The organism is Amycolatopsis sp. NPDC104587 (assembly GCF_055583645.1).
Map to the genome: position 1 here is coordinate 276,374 of NZ_JBVJNO010000006.1, position 17,712 is coordinate 294,085.

The following is a 17,712-nucleotide window of genomic DNA, read 5'->3' on the forward strand; positions in this document are numbered from 1 at the left end:
CCCGGTGCCGCCCTTCGATGTCTGTGGGGCCGCTCAGCCGCCGGACATGCTGAGCGCGCGTTTGTCGGACTTGATGAGGTGCTCCCGCTCGGACTCCGAGAGGCCGCCCCAGATGCCGTAGGGCTCGTGCACCGCCAGCGCGTGGCTGCGGCACATCTCCAGGACGGGGCAGCTCAGGCAGACCGCCTTAGCCCTGGCCTCCCGCCGTGCCCGCGCCGGGCCGCGCTCGCCGTCCGGGTGAAAGAAGGACGCGCTGTCCATCCCCCGGCACGACCCCTCGAGCTGCCAGTCCCACATGTCGGCGTTGGGTCCTGGGAGCCTGCGCGTGTCTGCCATCCTGACCGCCTCCGTCATTCGGTCGATGCCGCTAGCTGCTCTGCTGTGGTGCCGATACTCCATTCGGTGCAACGGCGGTAACGTTAGAAGCGCGCCAATAGTTGTTCAAGCGATTCGGTTCGATTCAGCCGTTAGGCATCCCCCGGATGTGTGAGCTGGGGTTTCGCCTCCGGTTGCCGACTGCGCTGAGTGCCTGGATATTGAGGCTCGTGGGAGCTGGGTCGGGTACCGAAGAACCCACCCTGCCGGTGGCCTCGGTCGCCCGCCGGCTCGGGGTCGCGCCGTCCACCCTCAGAACTTGGGACCGGCGCTACGGGCTCGGCCCCAGCCGCCACACCGACGGCCGGCACCGCCGCTACGGAACTTCTGACATCGGCCGTCTGGAACTCATGCAACGCGCGCTCCTCAGCGGCGCATCGACGGCCGAGGCCGCCCGCTACGCGCTGGAGCAGATGCCGCGGTCCGGCCCGCCCCAGCCGGAGGAGCCCGACGAGCCCCCGGGAGTGCCCGGCGCCGACGACGGCCTCGAGGTCCGCTCCCGCCTGGCCCGCCGCCTGAGCACGGCGGCGCTCGCGATGGACGTGGGTGCGGTCCAGCGCATGCTCGCGGACACGATCGCCGAGCTCGGCGTCCTGCCGGCGTGGACGGGCGTGGTCGAGCCGGTGCTCTCGGCGCTGGGCGCCCGCTGGCGAGGCGCGAGCGCGGGAGCGGAGGTGGAGTACCTGCTGGCCGAGTGCGTCTTCGCGGCGCTGGTCCGCGCGACCCCGGTCCTCGACGAGCCTCGCAACACTCGCCCGGTGCTGCTGGGGTGCGTCCCGGAGGAGCGCGACACGATGCCGATGTACGCACTGGCGGCGTCCTTGGCGGGCCGGCGGATCGGGGCGCAGCTGTTCGGGGTGGCGTTGCCGGCGGAGGTGCTGGCGGTGGCGGTCCGGAGGAGTGCGCCGGCGGCGGTCGTGCTGTGGGCCCACCGGCGGGGGGTGGCGGACACTCGGCTGTTCGCGCGGGTTTCGCGCGGGCGGCAGCGGAGCCGGCTGTTCGCGTGCGGGCCGGGGTGGGATCCGGCGGGGCTGCCGGACAAGGTGGAGCTGCTGACGGACCTGCCGGGAGCGGCGGACCGCATCGAGCACGTCCTCGTCGGCGGACGCCACTGAGCTCGGTTCGCCCGGCGAGTTCGATCATGATTCTGTCGGTGGGAACCGCTAGAAAGGACGGGTGCACGAACCCGCCCTCCGGACCGCAGCCTTCGGGAGTGACCCGCTGCCCGACCCGGCCGCCCTCCGAACCGGCGGCAACGACACCCCCAAAGCCCCCCTGCTCGCCGCGATCGTCCTCGGCGCCCACGGCCGCTACGCCGCCGCTGCGACGCTCCTGGTGGCTCTCCGGCGGCACCGCGACCCCCTCCTGTCCTCGCTGGCCGCCAGCACCCTCGGCGCGCACCGGCGGCAGCTGGGCGGCCACCGGCAGGCCCGCGCCCTCGACGGCGAAGCCCTCGCGAAGGCCGCCGGCCTCGACACGCCCCCCGACCCCGACGGCCTCGACGCCCGGGGAGCCAGAGCGGACGCCTACCTCGGCCTCGCCGCCGACAACCTCGCCCTCGGGCGCCTCCAAGCCGCGAGGCGGCTCGCCGCCAGGGCCGGAGCCGAGGACGACCGCTGGCGAACCCGCGTCCGGGGCGGGTGGGTCGGCGCCGAAATCGAGCTCGCCGCAGGTCAGGGCGCCGACGCCGTGCCCCATGCCGAACGCGCTTTCGAAACCGCGCAGGCCCGTGGTGCGCGGCGGCACGCCGTGAAATCCGGGATTGTGCTGGCAGTCGCCCTGCGGGCGGCCGGCGCCCCCGATCACCGGAACATTTCGGACGACCTTGTCGGAAAGGCAATGGCGACCGCCGAGGAATGCGAACTGCTTTCACTTTTGTGGCCCGCGGCCCTCGTCGCGGCCGATCTGCGCCCAGGACACGCCGAGGAGTATCGATTCAGAGCCGCCCAGGTGTTGCACGCAGTGTTACGAAGCGCAGATCCTTGCGGGAGGAGGATCGCGGGGGAATCCCCATGGGTGCCCGCCCCGGGTGGTTGAGCCGTCGGAATGGGGTGTTCCGGCATCCGGGCTAAGAAGTTTCAAAAAAAGCCACCGGATCGTGTCAAGGTTCGGGCTAAAGCGTCCGATAGGGGAAGTGGAATGTCACCCGGCTGCAGGAAGGAAACCCCGTGACGACGGTCTTGATCTGCGATGACCGACGCAGTGTCCGTGAAGGGCTCACCCGAGTGATGTCCGCGGTCCCTGGGGTCAGTCGCATCGACTGCGTAGCGCACGGTGACGAGCTGCTGGCCCGGTACTCCCGTCAGCCCGTCGACGTCGTGCTGGTCGGGACGCAACGCGCGGTCCCGACAGGTGTCGAAGCCACTCGGCGGCTCGTCTCCGCGAACCCCCAGGCGAACGTCATCGTCTTCGGCGCCCCCGACGACGCGGGCAGCATCGCCGCCGCCATCGCCGGCGGCGCCCGTGGCTACCTCCGCTGGGACGCGTCCCGGCCGGAGCTGGTCGCCGCGCTGGCCCACACCCTCGCGAGCACCTCGGTGCCCGCGCCCCGTCAGCCGTCCGACCCGGGCGTCCAGCTGACCGAGCGCGAGCTTCAGGTGCTCCGCGGGATGAGCCAGGGCAAGAGCAACGGCCAGATCGGCCGCGAGCTGTACCTGTCCGAGGACACGGTCAAGACCCACGCCCGGCGGCTGTTCCGCAAGCTCGGCGTGCGCGACCGCGCGCAGGCCGTGGCGCACGGCTTCCGCCGCGGCCTGGTCAGCTGACCCGTCCCACGGCACTCTCCTCGTTCCTGACACGGCCGGAATACAGGTGACTCGGGCCAGGGCGCACCCGCCCTGGCCCGTACCTGTGTGGTCCCCATCACACTCCGGCGCCCGCTGGGGCAGCCTCACGGCGGTTCTCAGCCTCGGCACCCGGCGAACCTCGTACCTGCGACGCCGCTCGCTCGTTGAACGACGAAGTCGACCGCGGCTCCGCAGGACGACCCGCATTTTTGCGGCTTCGGCAGCCGCGGCGCGCCGGGGAACACCGCGCGCGTCGCCTCGTTGCCGGCCGCAGGTACGGTAACGGTCACCGGCGCGCGGTGCAGGGCAACCACGAACCGGACTCTTTGCACGCCTACACGTAACACTGGGACTGTTGTCTGCGATGGCCAATGTGGGGGATGGACTGGATGAACCGGTCGCCGCTGCTGTCGAGGGAGATCCCCAGGCAGTGGAGCGGCTGCTGGCTGCTATCCGTCCACTGGTAGTGCGGTATTGCCGCGCCCGGGTTGGCAGGCAGGAGCGATCCTTCGCTTCGGCGGACGACGTTGCGCAGGAGGTGTGTCTCGCGGTGCTAACGGCATTGCCCTCGTACCGCGACCAAGGCCGCCCGTTCCTGGCGTTCGTCTACGGGATCGCCCAGCACAAGGTGGCCGACGCGCACCGCGCGGCGGCGCGCAACCGAGCCGAACCGGTGGCCGAGATCCCCGACGAGGTCGAAGGCGGGGTCGGTCCCGAGCAGCGGGCGCTGCAAGGTGAGCTCAACGAGCGGATGTCCCAGTTGTTGCAGGTGCTGCCGGACAAGCAGCGGGAGATCGTGGTGTTGCGCGTGGTGGTCGGCCTGTCGGCGGAGGAGACCGCGGACGCGGTCGGCTCGACGCCCGGCGCGGTCCGCGTCGCCCAGCACCGTGCCCTCGCGCGGCTGAGAAAGGTCCTGGCCGCGGAGGAGGTGATCTGAGTGACCGGTCCTGAGAAGAGCTACGACCCGGACGACGTCTTCGGCAGTGGCCTGTCGTCGTCGGAGGCGGAGTTCGCCGCCGATCTGTCGGCGGTGCAAGCCGACGACGCATTGCTCGACGCGCTCGGCGGGTCCGACCCGGCGCTGGCCGACGGTCTCGGCGACCAGGAGCTCAACGCGTTGCTGGTCGCGTGGCGAAGAGACATCGACAGTGAGCCTCTGGCCGAACTCGTCGACGTCGACACCGCCGTGCGGACCGTCAACACCGCCGCTCTCGCGAGGCGGCATTCTTCGAGCGGACGCCGCCGCAGGCTGCTCGTCCCCGTAGCCGTCGCCGCCGCCGTGCTGGCGATCGCGTTCACCGGGACCGGGCTGGCCGCGCGCTCCGCGCAACCCGGCGACACCCTCTGGGGTCTCGCGAAGGTCCTCTACTCCGATCACACGCGCTCGGTCGAAGCGGCCGCGAACGCGAAGCTCGACCTCGAGAAGGCCAACCTGGCCATCGCCGGCGGCAACCTCGACGCCGCCCGCGAAGCCCTCGACGCCGCGCAGGCCGCGCTGTCGCAGGTCAGCGACGAAGACAACCGCGACCAGCTGCTGGAGCAGCACCGGCAGCTCGCCGCCCAGCTCCAGAACCCGGAAGCGCCGGTCCAGGGCCCGATCCAGACCTCTTCGCCGCAGGTGCCGCCGGGCGGCGCCACGTCGTCGCAGGTGCCGCCGGCCGGCTCGGCGACGTCCATCCCCGGCAGTGGCAGCGGCACGACCAGCCTGCCGGGCAGCGGGACGCCGACCCCGACGCCCCCGCCGCCGACCACCACGCTGCCGCCGCCGACCACCGAGCCGCCGCCGACCAGCACGGCCGCGAGCGGCAACGACCCCGGCACGAACACCGGCCGCAGCGAGTCCTCGGTCGGTGGCCAGAGCGTCGGCGAAGGCCAGTAAGAACCCACCAAAAAGCCCTGGTGAGCAAGCTCACCAGGGCTTTTTGGTGGAGTCAGTAGGCGCTTTCGTTGGCCGTGACGCCGTCGGCGAAGCCGCGGCAGTAGTCCCAGCTCACGTAGTCGCCGGGGTTCGGGTCGAAGGCCGGCTCGTGCGGCCGCATCCGCCCGTCGGCCAGCAGCTGCTCCAGGCTGGCCCGCAGCAGGTGCCAGTCGTGGTAGTGCGGTTCGTCGCACTCACCGCAGTCGACGACGATCCCGCGGACCCCGCGAGGCTCGAGGAGCGCCTGGTAGACGGCCAGATCCGAGAGGTCGGCCAGCAGCTCGGTGCGTTCTTGGTCGCTGATCGGCTCGTCGAGCCGGTCCTCGTCGTCACCGAAGGCGCGGGCCGGGTCGTCCGGGTCGTCCGCGAACGGGTCTGGAGGCAATACATCATGCGCCACGGCCTGCACGGTACCGGGCGCTCCCGGCGCCTCGCCCACCGCCCGGGGCAGGGCGTGACGACGGATATCATGAGGGGAAGGCTCCGAGTCGCCAGTTGATCTTCGGTCGAACACGGCGACCCCGCTCACCCCGCGCCAGGAAGGCCCTTCACCCGCTATGACCAGCGACGGCATCACCACCCCCATGCCGGCCAAGTTCGCCATGCTCGGCTTGACCTTCGACGACGTGCTGCTGCTGCCGGCCGAATCCGACGTCGTGCCCAGTGCGGTGGACACCAGCACGCGGCTGACCCGGAACATCACCCTCGGCATCCCGCTGGTCTCCGCCGCCATGGACACCGTCACCGAGGCGCGGATGGCGATCGCCATGGCCCGCCAGGGCGGCATCGGCGTGCTCCAGCGCAACCTCCCGATCGACGAGCAGGCCGCCGCCGTCGAGGTGGTGAAGCGGTCCGAGGCGGGCATGGTCACCGACCCGGTCACCTGCTCGCCCGACGCGACGCTGGCCGAGGTCGACGCGCTGTGCGCGAAGTTCCGCATCTCCGGGGTACCGGTGGCCGACGCGTCCGGCGCGCTGGTGGGCATCATCACCAACCGCGACATGCGGTTCGAGGTCGACCACAGCCGCCCGGTGTCCGAGGTCATGACGAAGGCGCCGCTGGTCACCGCGCAGGTCGGGGTGTCCGCGGACGCCGCGCTCGGCCTGCTGCGCCGGCACAAGATCGAGAAGCTGCCGATCGTCGACGGCGCGGGCAAGCTGCGCGGGCTGATCACGGTCAAGGACTTCGTGAAGACCGAGCAGTACCCGAAGGCGACGAAGGACCCGGACGGCCGCCTGATCGTCGGCGCCGCGGTCGGCGTCGGCCCGGACGGCCACAAGCGCGCGATGGCGCTGGCCGACGCGGGCGTCGACGTCCTGATGGTCGACACCGCGCACGGGCACTCCCGCGCGGTCGTCGAGACCGTCTCGCTGCTCAAGAAGGAGCTGGGCGACGCCGTCGACATCGTCGGCGGCAACGTCGCGACCCGGGCGGGCGCGCAGGCGCTGGTCGACGCGGGCGCGGACGGCGTCAAGGTCGGTGTGGGCCCGGGCTCGATCTGCACCACCCGGATCGTCGCGGGGGTCGGCGTCCCGCAGATCTCCGCGATCTTCGAGGCCGACCAGGCGTGCCGCCCGGCGGGTGTCCCGGTGATCGGCGACGGCGGCATCCAGTACTCCGGCGACATCGCGAAGGCGATCGCGTCCGGCGCGTCCACCGTGATGCTGGGCAGCCTGCTGGCCGGCACCGCGGAGTCGCCCGGTGACCTGATCCTGGTCAACGGCAAGCAGTTCAAGGTCTACCGCGGCATGGGCTCGCTCGGCGCGATGCAGTCGCGAGGCCAGGCGAAGTCGTACTCGAAGGACCGCTACGCCCAGGACGACGTGCTGAGCGAGGACAAGCTGGTCCCGGAAGGCATCGAAGGCCGGATCCCGTTCCGCGGGCCGCTGGCCAACGTCGTGCACCAGCTCGTCGGCGGCCTCCGCTCAGGCATGGGCTACGCGGGCGCGAACACGATCGCCGAGCTGCAGGACGCGCAGCTGGTCCGGATCACCGCGGCCGGGCTGAAGGAGAGCCACCCGCACGACATCACGATGACCGTCGAGGCCCCGAACTACACGACGCGTTAGTCCGCCCTTTCGCTCGTTCCGCGGTGGGTCATGGGCCGTGAAACTCGGCCCATGACCCTCTCCAAGCGGACACTCGCGACCACGGCCCTCGCGGCGGCGCTGCTCGGACTCGGCGGCGGGGTGGCGGCCTCGGCGTCGGACGCCCCGGCCCCGCAGGTCCAGCAGCCGCCGGGCGAGATCTGGAAGCGCACCGACCTCTACTTCGGCACCGGCAAGCCGGACGGCACCGAGGTGACCGACCGCGAGTTCGCCGCCTTCTCCGACCGGGAGATCACCCCGGCGTTCCCGGACGGCTTCACCCGCCTCGACGGCAGCGGCCAGTGGCGCGGCGGGTCCGGGACGATCGTCCGGGAACACACCCATGTGGTCGTACTGCTCTACCCGTTCGCCGACCGCGACGCCGAGCGGGAGATCGAAGGGCTGCGCGCTGACTACAAAAAGCAGTTCCACCAGGAGTCCGTACTGCGTTCGGACTCAGTGGAGAAGGTCTCTTTCTGAGTTTTCGTGACCTAGAGTGCTTACGGTAATCGGCCTATCGCCTTGCGTGGCCACTTTGGTGTGCACTGAACGGCATGACGGTCAGCCGCTTCACGCGCGTGCTGCGCACGGTGTTCTTCACGGCCGTCGCGATCATCTCGCTCTTCCTCGGCGGCATCGTCTGCCTGATGTGCCAGGTGCTCGCCGGCCGTGACGCGCCCACCTACCGCGTCGAGGGGCACATCGTGTCCCACGAGCAGGGCGCGCTCCCGGTCGGCGGCGACGAGGACGCGGTCAGCCACACGATCGCGGTCGACGCCGGCAACCACCTCTACCGCGTGACGGCGGTCGGCCCCGACCTCGACCTGCCCACGGGTCAGCCGGTCGCGCTCGACGTCTCGACGGCCGACGGCAGCATCGCGTACCTCCGCGCCGGCGGCGGCGTGATCGACCTCCGGCCGGGCGTGATCCGGCCGGTGCTGCTGATCGTCGCCTCGCTGTTCGCACTGGGCGCGGTGTACTTCGGCGCGGTCCGGCTGAATGTGTATCCACCACTGGCCACCTGGCTGGCGCTCGCCCTCGGCGCGCTGCTGGCGCCCGTGGTCGTCTTCGTGCGGGTGTGAGGTGCCCGGCAGCCTGGCCGCACCGGCGGTGTGGGGCGTCGCCGCCGGAGCGGGGCTCACCTTCGCCGAGCTCGCCCGCCTGGTCGCTGTCCTCGGTGCCCTCGGCGCCGCGGACTTCGAGGCCGAGGCCTCCGAGAAGGGCTGTTGCTGCTGTTCTAACCCCCGTGCGCGGGTCACCCACGCGGACTAGCGACAATGGGGCACGGCAGATTGTCGTCGTCGGAGGAGGCTTCACGTGCGGGACCTGGTCGAGATCGGGATGGGCCGCACCGCGCGGCGGGCGTATGACCTCGACGACGTCGAGATCGTGCCGTCACGGCGGACCCGGTCGTCTTCAGTGGTGTCCACCTCCTGGCAGATCGATGCCTACCGCTTCGACCTGCCGCTCGTCACGCACCCGACCGACGCGATCGTCTCGCCCGGCACCGCGGTCGCCGTCGGCGAGCTGGGCGGGCTGGGCGTGCTCAACGCCGAAGGGCTCTGGGCGCGGCACCCGAACGTCGAGGACGCCATCTTCCAGCTGGTCCGCGCGGCCGAGGACCTCGAGGACCCGACGGCGGTCGGGCGGGTGCTGCAGGAGCTGCACGCCGCGCCGATCCGGCTCGACCTGCTGACCGAGGCGATCAAAACCGTCCGCGAGTCCGGCGTCACGGTGGCCGCGCGCGTCAGCCCGCAGCACGCCGCCGAGCTGACCCCGGACCTGATCGCGGCCGGGGTCGAGATCCTGGTCGTGCAGGGCACGATCATCTCCGCCGAGCACGTGGTGCGCGACGCGGAGCCGCTGAACCTCAAGGACTTCATCGGCCGTCTCGACGTGCCGGTGATCGCCGGCGGCGTCAGCGACTACCGCACGGCGATGCACCTCATGCGCACCGGCGCGGCCGGCGTCATCGTCGGCCACGGGTACACGCCGGGCGTGACGAGCACCGACCGCGTGCTCGGCATCGGCGTCCCGATGGCCACGGCGATCATCGACGCCGCGGCCGCCCGCCGCGACTACCTCGACGAGACCGGCGGCCGCTACGTGCACGTGCTGGCCGACGGCGGCATGACGACCTCGGGTGACATCGCGAAGGCCATCGCGTGCGGCGCGGACGCCGTGATGCTGGGCTCCCCGCTGGCCGCCGCGTCGGACGCGCCCGGCCAGGGCCTCTACTGGACGGCGGCGGCCGCGCACCCGTCCCTGCCGCGCTCGCGCGTGGCGGCCGGGCCGGACTACGCCGTCGACCTCAAGACCCTGCTGTTCGGGCCGTCGTCCGACGCGGAAGGCGTCGTGAACCTCTTCGGGGCGCTCCGCCGTGCGATGGCGAAGACGGGTTACTCGGACCTCAAGGAGTTCCAGCGGGTGGGGCTCACCGTCCGCCGCTAGTGTTATACGACACAGAGTGTCTGACGTAGAACACTGCGTGGCCGGGGAGGGCGACAATGGGTTCCGTGTACGACCCGGGTGCGGATTGGTCATTGCGGGGGCCGAACGGTGTTCCGGTGGCGGGTTCGTATGGGGAGCCGGCCGGTCCGGGTGCCGGGTTCGCCTACGACGAGGCGACGCTCCGTGAGCTGGCCAAGGAATGGGACGACCTCGCCGACGAGTTCAAGGAAGATCTCAGGCAGGCGTTCTACATTGCCAGCGCTCAGGCGCCGGGACTGGAGTACGCCAGCGAAGGTAACGCCAAGCAAATTCGGGATTCTGGTAGAGCATTGCTTGAGACGTTGACTGCGCGTGAGAAGCATTGCCGGGCGATGGCAGACAAGTTCCGGGCTGCATTGGGTAAGTACGCTGCCACAGAAGACGCTCATCGCGCCGAGATCGGCGAGACTGGAGGCAGTCTGTGATGCGCCGCGTGATCGTTCCGCTGTGCGCCGCGTTGCTGGCGCTAGGCGCTTGCGGCACCACGAACGGGGGTACCCCGGTTCCGGCTTCATCGGTGTCGAGTGCTCCGTCGTCCTCTGCGACTGCGGACGAAGTGCCTGGTCCGGGGGTGCCGAGGGTGGTGAATCCGATCGACATCACGAGGCTCGAGCAGGCGCCGTGTGGGGCCTTGACGGCGGATCAGGTCGCCGGATTGCTCGGTTCACAGGTGGAGACGAAACCGGAGCCCGACGCCCCCGCCGGTCCGACCTGTAACTGGGAAGCGCCCGGAAGGGCCGGTGTCGGTGTAATTTTTGGCAAGTTGGACAAGCGTGGCCTGACCCGAGTTTACAAAGCGAAGGGCAACGTCTACCCCTTCGTCGAACCGCTGGAGCCCGTTGATGGGTACCCGCTGGCCACCTACGGCCTTGAGGACCCGAGAATCAAGGGGGAAGAATGCATGGTCGCTGTGGGGACCAGTGACACGCAAACCATCGACATCAGCGTTGATCGCTCTGAAAAGAACATCGGCAAGAGCGACCCCTGTGAGGCCGCGCGTCAGGTCACAGCGATGGTGCTGGCCAACGCGAAGGCCGGGAGCTGACGGGTCAGCTCCCGGCCGAGTGGACTACTGCCCGGTGACGTGCGCGAGGAACGCGCCGAAAGCCTCTTCGGAGTAGACGAGGATCGGGCGGGGCGCCGGCTGCTTGGTGTCCCGCACCCCGACCACGCCGGGGCCGGCGCCGATCTCGACGCAGGCGTTCTCCTCGAAGTGGCTGTGGCTCGACTTGCGCCAACCGGTGAGCTGCTGGGGGCCCATCTCGGTCCCTCCCGGAAATCGTGTCCCGCCGACGGGTCTCGCCGACGTGGACATCGAGCACTTCGATAATTACCCACAAAAGCCCCGGAAGATGCGTCCGGAAGGGTGACTGGCCAGTAACTTACCTCTGGTCAGGACGGGAACCCCGGGTTACGCTCAAGGTGTGACTGCCAGTAACACCACCACCAGTGCAGGCGAACCCGACTACGACGTCGTCGTGGTGGGGTCGGGGTTCGGCGGCAGCGTCGCGGCGCTGCGGCTCACCGAGAAGGGCTACCGGGTAGCCGTCGTCGAGGCCGGTCGGAGGTTCGCCGACGACGAGTTCGCGAAGAGGTCCTGGGACCTCAAGCGCTACCTCTGGGCGCCGCAGGTCGGCTGTTACGGCATCCAGCGCATCCACATGCTCAACGACGTCATGGTGCTGGCGGGCGCGGGCGTCGGCGGCGGGTCGCTCGTCTACGCGAACACGCTGTACCGGCCGCTGAAGCCGTTCTACGCCGACCGCCAGTGGTCGCACATCACGGACTGGGAGTCCGAGCTCGCGCCGCACTACGACCAGGCCAGCCGCATGCTCGGCGTGGTCACGAACCCGACCATCACGCCGTCGGACGTCGTGATGCGCGACGTCGCGAAGGACATGGGCGTCGCCGGCTCCTTCCACGCGACGCCCGTCGGCGTCTACTTCGGCAAGCCCGGCGAGCGAGAGAAAGACCCCTACTTCGGCGGCGCGGGCCCCGAGCGGACCGGCTGCACCGAGTGCGGCTCGTGCATGACCGGCTGCCGCGTCGGCGCGAAGAACACGCTGGTTAAGAACTACCTCTACCTCGCGGAGCAGGATGGCGCGAAGGTCATCCCGCTGACAACGGTGACGTCTGTGCGGCCGGTCGAGGGCGGGTACGAAGTCGACCTGAAGAAGACGGGCACGACGTCCCGGCGCTTCCGGACGACGATCACCGCCGGGAAGGTCGTCTTCGCCGCCGGCACCTGGGGCACCCAGAACCTGCTGCACAAGCTCAAGGACACCGGCACGCTGCCCGCGCTTTCGCGCCGGCTCGGCGAGCTGACCCGGACGAACTCCGAGGCGATCATCGGCGCGGCCCGGACCGACGTCGACGAGAGCCGGAACTTCAGCCGCGGTGTCGCGATCACGTCGTCGATCCACCCGGACGAGAACACCCACATCGAGCCGGTCCGCTACGGCAAGGGCAGCAACGCGATGAGCCTGCTGCAGACGATCGCCACGGACGGCGCGTCGCCGGTGCCGCGCTGGCGGCAGGCGGTCAGCTTCATGGTCAAGCACCCGGTCCAGACGGCGAAGCTGCTCAACGGCTACCGCTGGAGCGAGCGCACGGTGATCCTGCTGGTGATGCAGAGCCTGGACAACTCGATCACGACGTACACGCGGCGCGGGCTGTTCGGCCGGCGCAAGTACACGTCGAAGCAGGGCCACGGCGAGCCGAACCCGAGCTTCATCCCGGCGGGCCACGAGGCGAACGAGCGCACGGCCGAGCGCATCGGCGGCCTCGCGGGCGGCACGTGGGGCGAGATCTTCGACATCCCCCTGACGGCCCACTTCATCGGCGGCGTCCCGATCGGCGCGACGGCCGAGGAGGGCGTGATCGACCCGTACCACCGGGTGTTCGGCTACCCGGGCCTGTCGGTGGTCGACGGCGCGGCGATCACGGCGAACCTGGGCGTGAACCCGTCGTTGACGATCACGGCCCAGGCCGAGCGGGCGTTCTCGTTCTGGCCGAACAAGGGCGAGACGGACGAACGCCCCGCGCAGGACGCGTCGTATGTCCGGTTGGCGCCGATCGCCCCGAAGAACCCGGCGGTTCCGGCCGACGCGCCCGCCGCCCTGCGCCGGACCTCCTAGACTCGAGGCCGTGACGGCATTCGAGAAGGCGCACGCGCTGCTCGGCGGGGTACGGAAGCTCGACGACGAATGGGCCCGGGCCATCGGTGGCCTCGGGGAACCCGAGCTGCGCGCGCCCAGTGCGTTGCCGGACTGGACGCGGGCGCATGTTCTCGCCCACGTCGCCCGGAACGCCGATGGCCTGCGGAACCTGCTCGTCTGGGCGAACACCGGGGTCGAGACGCAGATGTACGCCAGCGCCGAAGCGCGCGAAACCGACATCGAGGCCTCCTCCCGGCACGGGGCCGCCGACCTCCTCGCCGACTTCGTCGCCTCGGCCGCGCGGTTCGAGAAGTACGCCGCCGCGATGCCGGACGACGGCTGGGCGCGGGAGGCCCGCAACCGGCAGGGGGCGCCCGTCACCGGGGCCGTCGTCGCACGGATGCGGCTGTCCGAGCTGACCATCCACCTCGCCGACCTCGATCGCGGGTACGACCTCGACCGCGTGCTCGGCCTGCTCGGCCCGCTCGCCGAGGACGTCGTCCAGCACGCCATCACCTCGCGCGGCGCGCACCTGCCCGCGCTTCGCCTGGTCGCCGAGGGCACCGGGGAGTGGACGATGGGCGCCGCGCCGGGTGCGACCGTCTCCGGGACCGCCGGCCAGCTGCTGGCCTGGCTCAGCGGCCGCACCGACGGGTCCGCGTTGGACGGTGCCGTGCCGCGGATCCCCGCCTGGTCCTGAACGCCGCCCGCGCCGCCGCCGTGTAGGTCGTAGGGCCGGTCGAGATGTTGACGACGGCCCGCCGACCTAGACTGGGCGTCCCCGGCAGCGAGGAGTCCGATGTGGACAACGTGAGCAGGCCGGCCCGATGACCGGGCAACCCGCCGGACGGCCGCACGTCCCCCACCGTATGGACCTGGACCGGAGGACGTTCCTGCGGGTCGCGGGGGTGTCGGCCGCCGGCGCCGTCGCCGCCGCGTGCGGGCCGGGCGGCCCCACCTCGCCCGTGGCCTCGAGCGCGACGTCCGCGCCGACCAGCTCCGCGCCGCCCTCGACGCGGCTGCCCACCGGCCCGCCGAACTGGGACGACCTGCGCAGCAAGCTGACCGGCAGCCTGCTGCGGCCGGGCGACGACACCTACGACACCGCCAAGCGCGCCTTCAACCCGCTCTTCGACGGCAACAACCCGGTCGCCGTGGTGACGGCGTCGACACCGCAGGACGTCCAGGCGGCCGTCCAGGCCGCCGCGGGCCGCGTGACCATCGCCGCGCGCAGCGGCGGCCACAGCTACGCCGGTTACTCGGCGCCCGAGGGAGGGCTGGTCGTCGACCTGGCCGCGCTGAACAAAGTGGACATCCAGGGCACCAAGGCGGTGATCGGCGCCGGCGCGAAGCTCAAGGACGTCTACGCCGCGCTCGGCGGCGCCGGGCGCGCGCTGCCCGCCGGGTCCTGCCCGACGGTCGGGATCGCCGGGCTGACCCTCGGCGGCGGCATCGGCGTGCTCGCCCGCAAGTACGGCCTGACCTGCGACCACCTGAGCTCGGCCCAGGTCGTCACGGCCGACGGCAAGCTGCTGACGGCGTCCGCGACGTCCGAGCCGGACCTGTTCTGGGCGCTGCGCGGCGGGGGCGGCGGCAACTTCGGCATCGTCACCGAGTTCACCTTCGACACCGATCCGGCGCCGAACCTCACGGTGTTCTCGCTGCGCTTCCCGGCCGGCTCCGGCGCCGACGTGCTCGCCGCGTGGCAGCAGTGGCTGCCCGCGATGCCGCCGGAGCTCTGGGCGAACCTGGTGCTCTCGGGCGGCTCGCCGGTGCAGTGCCGGGTCGGCGGCTGTTACGTCGGCAACGCCTCCGGGCTGAACACGCTGCTGAACAACCTGACCACCAACTCCGGCGCGCGCCCGACCCAGCGGACCGTGAAGAGCCTCGACTACCTCGGCGCGATGAAGTACTTCGAGGGCAGCTCGGCCCGCCAGACCTTCCTCGGGTCGTCGCGGATCATCACGGCCCCGGTCGACGCCGCGAAGATCGTCGCGGTCGCCGACGGCCGCACCGGCACCGACCTGCTCATCGACGGCCTCGGTGGGAAGGTCGGCGAACCGGCGAAGGACGCGACGGCGTTCTGGCACCGCGACGCGCTGGCGAGCGTGCAGGTCTACACACAGGCGACGGCGAAGACGCGGGCGAAGGCGGCCCAGTCGGTCGCCGACGTCGTCGCGGGCCTCAACGCGGCCGGCGCGGGCGGCGGGTACGTCAACTACATCGACCCGGCTCTGCCCGACTGGAAGACCGCCTACTACGGCGACAACGTGAAGCGGCTCGGGGACGTCGGCAAGAAGTACGACCCCTTGAACGTCTTCCGGTTCGGGCAGAGCGTCCAGATCTAGAGGTCGATGCCGGTGAACACCGTGACGCGCTCCTCGGTGAGGTCGTGCATCGCGGCGAGCACCCCTTCGCGGCCGACGCCGGAACCCTTGACGCCGCCGTAGGGCATCTGGTCGGCGCGGTAGGACGGGACGTCGCCGATGATCACGCCGCCGACCTCCAGCTCGGCCGAGGCGTGGAACGCCAGCTGGACGTCGGCGGTGAACACGCCGGCCTGCAGCCCGTACGCGGATTCGTTGACCGACCGGAAGGCCGCGTCCACACCGTCCACAACGGACACCGCGAGCACCGGCCCGAAGATCTCCTCGTCCCAGGCCTTCGTGCCCGCCGGGACGTCGGTGAGCAGGGTCGGCGCGACGGTTGCGCCGTCGCGGGTGCCGCCGGTGAGCACCTTCGCGCCCGCCTCGACGGCTTCGTCGACCCACGCGATGATCCGCTCGGCGGCGGCTTCGTCGACCACCGGGCCGACGTCGGTGGCGCGGTCGTACGGGTCACCGGTCCGCTGCGCCTCCACGGCTTCCAGCAGCGCGGGCACGAACTCGTCCGCGACGGCGGCGTCGACGATCACGCGCTGCACGGCGATGCAGGACTGCCCCGCCTGGTAGTTGCCGAAGGTCGCGATGCGGTGCGCGGCGCCTTCGGGGTCCGGCCAGTCCCGCAGGACGACGGCGGCCGCGTTGCCGCCGAGCTCGAGCACGACGTGCTTGCGCGGCGCGGCGTCCTTCAGCGACCAGCCGACCGGCCCGGACCCGGTGAAGGACACCACCGGCAGCCGCGGGTCGGCGACGAGGGCCTGCGTCTCCTCGTTTCCCAGCGGCAGCACGGAGAACGCGCCTTCCGGCAGGTCCGTCTCGGCCAGGATCTCCCCGAGGACCAGCGCCGAGAGCGGGGTCCGCGGCGCGGGCTTGACGATGATCGGCGTCCCGATCGCCAGTGCCGGCGCGACCTTGTGCGCCACCAGGTTCAGCGGGAAGTTGAAGGGCGCGATGCCGAGCACCGGCCCGCGCGGGACCCGCCGGGTCAGCGCCAGCCGCGCCTCGCCCGCGGGGTCCGTGTCCAGCCGCTGGACGTCCCCGGTGAAGCGGCGGGCCTCCTCGGCGGCGATGCGGAACACCGACACCGCGCGGTTGACCTCGGCCTCGGCCCACTTGAGCGGCTTGCCGTTCTCCGCCGTTATCACCTCGGCGATCTCCTCGGCCCGCGCGGCGAGCGTGCGCGAGACGTGGTCGAGCGCGCCCGCGCGGACGTGCGCGGGGGTGCCGCGGAGCTCACGGGCGACGGCGACCGCGGCGGCCACCGCGCGCTCGACCTGCTCCGGCCCGGGCACGGCGACCGTGGCGACCTCGCTGCCGTCGTACGGGTGGTGCACAACGAGGGTGGTGGCGCCCGGCTCGGGGCGGCCGGCGATCCAGGCGGGGCGCGGCTCGGGGGTGATCATGTCCATGTGTACCAACGTAATCCGGGTGGCGGACCGGGCGTGGGACCCCCACCCGGACGGGTCACGGCTTGATGAGCACCTTCAGCGCCTCGCGGTCCGCCATCGCGCGGTAGCCGTCCGGCACGCCCTCGACGTCGATGGTCCGGTCGAACACCCGGCCGGGCTGGAACTTGCCCTCGAGGACGTCCGGCAGCAGCTCGGGGATGTAGTGCCGCGCGGGCGCGACCCCGCCGGTGACGGTGACGTTGCGCCGGAACACGGACACGCCGATCGGGCCCTCTTCGTACTGCGGCAGCCCGACCCGGCTGACCGCGCCGCCCGGGCGCACGACCCCGACGCCCATCTCGAAGGCGCCCTTCGTGCCGACGCATTCGAGGACGGCGTGCGTGCCCTGGCCGCCGGTCAGCTCGCGGACCTTCTCGATGCCTTCGTCCCCGCGCTCGGCGACGACGTCGGTCGCGCCGAACTCGCGGCCGAGGTCGGTGCGTGCCTGGTGGCGTCCCATCAGGACGATCCGGTCGGCGCCGAGGCGCTTCGCGGCGAGCACGGCGGAGAGGCCGACCGCGCCGTCGCCGATGACCGTGACGTTCTGGCCCTCGCTGACCCGCGCCTTCGTGGCGGCGTGGTGCCCGGTCGAAAAGACGTCCGACAGCGTGAGCATCGACGCGAGCAGGTCGTCGTCCTCGGTGTGCGGGAGCTTGACGAGGGTGCCGTCGGCCTGCGGGACGCGCACGGCCTCACCCTGGCCGCCGTCGACGCCCTTCGCGCCCCAGCCGCCGCCGTGCAGGCACGACGTCTGGAGGCCTTCGCGGCAGAACTCGCAGGTGTTGTCGGACCAGACGAACGGCGCGACGGCGAGGTCGCCCTTCTTCACCGTGGTGACCTCGGCGCCGGTCTCCTCGACGATCCCGAGGAACTCGTGCCCGATGCGGCGGCCGTGCTCGCGGGGCGGCATGTCGGCGTACGGCCAGAGGTCGCTGCCGCAGATGCAGGACCGCACGACCCGCAGGACGACGTCGGTCGGCTCCGCCAGCTTCGGGTCCGGGACGGTCTCGACCCGTACGTCGCCGGCGCCGTAGATGACTGTCGCTCGCATGGCAGGGCCTTTCTTCGT

General features: G+C 71.4%; 20 protein-coding genes. 15 read left to right on the forward strand and 5 right to left on the reverse strand.

Features of this window, described 5'->3' with window-relative positions:
- Positions 1-33 precede the first annotated feature (33 nt).
- The gene (locus ACZ61C_RS20135) at positions 34-354 is read right to left on the reverse strand and encodes a WhiB family transcriptional regulator (protein ID WP_026468909.1); all 321 of its coding nucleotides are present in this window, start codon (positions 352-354) and stop codon (positions 34-36) included.
- Positions 355-545: 191 nt separating this feature from the next.
- On the opposite strand from ACZ61C_RS20135, the gene ACZ61C_RS20140 reads away from it, so the two are divergent.
- The 5 genes from ACZ61C_RS20140 (at position 546) to ACZ61C_RS20160 (ending at position 5,040) form a co-directional block, all read left to right on the forward strand.
- Positions 546-1,490, forward strand: coding sequence for a MerR family transcriptional regulator (locus ACZ61C_RS20140; protein ID WP_465308775.1), 945 nt, complete (start codon positions 546-548; stop codon positions 1,488-1,490).
- Between the two features lie 61 nt (positions 1,491-1,551).
- On the forward strand, positions 1,552-2,412 hold the full coding sequence (locus ACZ61C_RS20145) for a hypothetical protein (protein WP_465308777.1): 861 nt from the start codon (positions 1,552-1,554) through the stop codon (positions 2,410-2,412).
- Positions 2,413-2,543: 131 nt separating this feature from the next.
- Positions 2,544-3,140, forward strand: a complete 597-nt coding sequence (locus ACZ61C_RS20150; protein WP_003073605.1) for a response regulator transcription factor — start codon at positions 2,544-2,546, stop codon at positions 3,138-3,140.
- A 385-nt stretch (positions 3,141-3,525) separates the two neighbouring features.
- The gene (locus ACZ61C_RS20155; protein WP_026468912.1) at positions 3,526-4,098 is read left to right on the forward strand and encodes a sigma-70 family RNA polymerase sigma factor; all 573 of its coding nucleotides are present in this window, start codon (positions 3,526-3,528) and stop codon (positions 4,096-4,098) included.
- Positions 4,099-5,040, forward strand: coding sequence for an anti-sigma-D factor RsdA (locus tag ACZ61C_RS20160; RefSeq protein WP_465308780.1), 942 nt, complete (start codon positions 4,099-4,101; stop codon positions 5,038-5,040). It abuts the gene before it with no gap.
- Positions 5,041-5,092: 52 nt separating this feature from the next.
- On the opposite strand, the gene ACZ61C_RS20165 is transcribed toward ACZ61C_RS20160, so the two are convergent.
- Complete coding sequence (locus tag ACZ61C_RS20165) at positions 5,093-5,488, reverse strand: DUF5319 domain-containing protein (RefSeq protein WP_465308781.1); 396 nt, start codon at positions 5,486-5,488, stop codon at positions 5,093-5,095.
- Between the two features lie 148 nt (positions 5,489-5,636).
- Here ACZ61C_RS20165 and guaB point away from each other — a divergent pair, with 148 nt between their 5' ends.
- The 7 genes from guaB to ACZ61C_RS20200 all read left to right on the forward strand — a co-directional run bounded on the left by guaB (position 5,637) and on the right by ACZ61C_RS20200 (position 10,701).
- A complete protein-coding gene (guaB, locus tag ACZ61C_RS20170) occupies positions 5,637-7,148 on the forward strand; it encodes an IMP dehydrogenase (RefSeq protein WP_465308783.1) in 1,512 nt (503 codons plus the stop codon).
- Between the two features lie 51 nt (positions 7,149-7,199).
- Complete coding sequence (locus ACZ61C_RS20175; RefSeq protein WP_465308785.1) at positions 7,200-7,646, forward strand: DUF3574 domain-containing protein; 447 nt, start codon at positions 7,200-7,202, stop codon at positions 7,644-7,646.
- Between the two features lie 74 nt (positions 7,647-7,720).
- Positions 7,721-8,248 (forward strand): hypothetical protein, encoded by a 528-nt coding sequence (locus tag ACZ61C_RS20180; protein WP_465308787.1) that lies wholly within the window; start codon positions 7,721-7,723, stop codon positions 8,246-8,248.
- Between the two features lies 1 nt (position 8,249).
- Positions 8,250-8,438 carry a hypothetical protein gene (locus ACZ61C_RS20185; protein WP_465308789.1) on the forward strand — a complete coding sequence of 63 codons (189 nt, stop codon included), beginning with the start codon at positions 8,250-8,252 and terminating at the stop codon, positions 8,436-8,438.
- Positions 8,439-8,483: 45 nt separating this feature from the next.
- The gene (locus ACZ61C_RS20190) at positions 8,484-9,617 is read left to right on the forward strand and encodes a GuaB3 family IMP dehydrogenase-related protein (RefSeq protein WP_465308791.1); all 1,134 of its coding nucleotides are present in this window, start codon (positions 8,484-8,486) and stop codon (positions 9,615-9,617) included.
- 56 nt (positions 9,618-9,673) lie between these two features.
- Positions 9,674-10,081 (forward strand): hypothetical protein, encoded by a 408-nt coding sequence (locus ACZ61C_RS20195; RefSeq protein ID WP_465308793.1) that lies wholly within the window; start codon positions 9,674-9,676, stop codon positions 10,079-10,081.
- Complete coding sequence (locus tag ACZ61C_RS20200; protein WP_465308795.1) at positions 10,081-10,701, forward strand: DUF3558 domain-containing protein; 621 nt, start codon at positions 10,081-10,083, stop codon at positions 10,699-10,701. Before ACZ61C_RS20195 ends, ACZ61C_RS20200 begins: the two co-directional genes overlap by 1 nt.
- Before the next feature lie 24 nt (positions 10,702-10,725).
- Here the strand turns inward: ACZ61C_RS20200 and ACZ61C_RS20205 are convergent, their stop codons facing one another.
- Complete coding sequence (locus ACZ61C_RS20205) at positions 10,726-10,917, reverse strand: DUF397 domain-containing protein (protein ID WP_465308797.1); 192 nt, start codon at positions 10,915-10,917, stop codon at positions 10,726-10,728.
- Positions 10,918-11,080: 163 nt separating this feature from the next.
- On the opposite strand from ACZ61C_RS20205, the gene ACZ61C_RS20210 reads away from it, so the two are divergent.
- The 3 genes from ACZ61C_RS20210 (at position 11,081) to ACZ61C_RS20220 (ending at position 15,162) form a co-directional block, all read left to right on the forward strand.
- Positions 11,081-12,793 carry an FAD-dependent oxidoreductase gene (locus ACZ61C_RS20210; protein WP_465308799.1) on the forward strand — a complete coding sequence of 571 codons (1,713 nt, stop codon included), beginning with the start codon at positions 11,081-11,083 and terminating at the stop codon, positions 12,791-12,793.
- Positions 12,794-12,803: 10 nt separating this feature from the next.
- Positions 12,804-13,514 carry a maleylpyruvate isomerase N-terminal domain-containing protein gene (locus tag ACZ61C_RS20215; protein WP_465308801.1) on the forward strand — a complete coding sequence of 237 codons (711 nt, stop codon included), beginning with the start codon at positions 12,804-12,806 and terminating at the stop codon, positions 13,512-13,514.
- 127 nt (positions 13,515-13,641) lie between these two features.
- On the forward strand, positions 13,642-15,162 hold the full coding sequence (locus ACZ61C_RS20220; RefSeq protein ID WP_465308803.1) for an FAD-binding oxidoreductase: 1,521 nt from the start codon (positions 13,642-13,644) through the stop codon (positions 15,160-15,162).
- Here ACZ61C_RS20220 and ACZ61C_RS20225 read toward each other — a convergent pair.
- Together ACZ61C_RS20225 and ACZ61C_RS20230 are read right to left on the reverse strand one after the other, a co-directional pair.
- A complete protein-coding gene (locus ACZ61C_RS20225) occupies positions 15,159-16,604 on the reverse strand; it encodes an aldehyde dehydrogenase family protein (RefSeq protein WP_465308805.1) in 1,446 nt (481 codons plus the stop codon). The two genes, ACZ61C_RS20220 and ACZ61C_RS20225, sit on opposite strands and share 4 nt — an antisense overlap.
- Before the next feature lie 55 nt (positions 16,605-16,659).
- Positions 16,660-17,694 (reverse strand): zinc-dependent alcohol dehydrogenase family protein, encoded by a 1,035-nt coding sequence (locus ACZ61C_RS20230; RefSeq protein ID WP_465308807.1) that lies wholly within the window; start codon positions 17,692-17,694, stop codon positions 16,660-16,662.
- Positions 17,695-17,712: the final 18 nt, after the last annotated feature.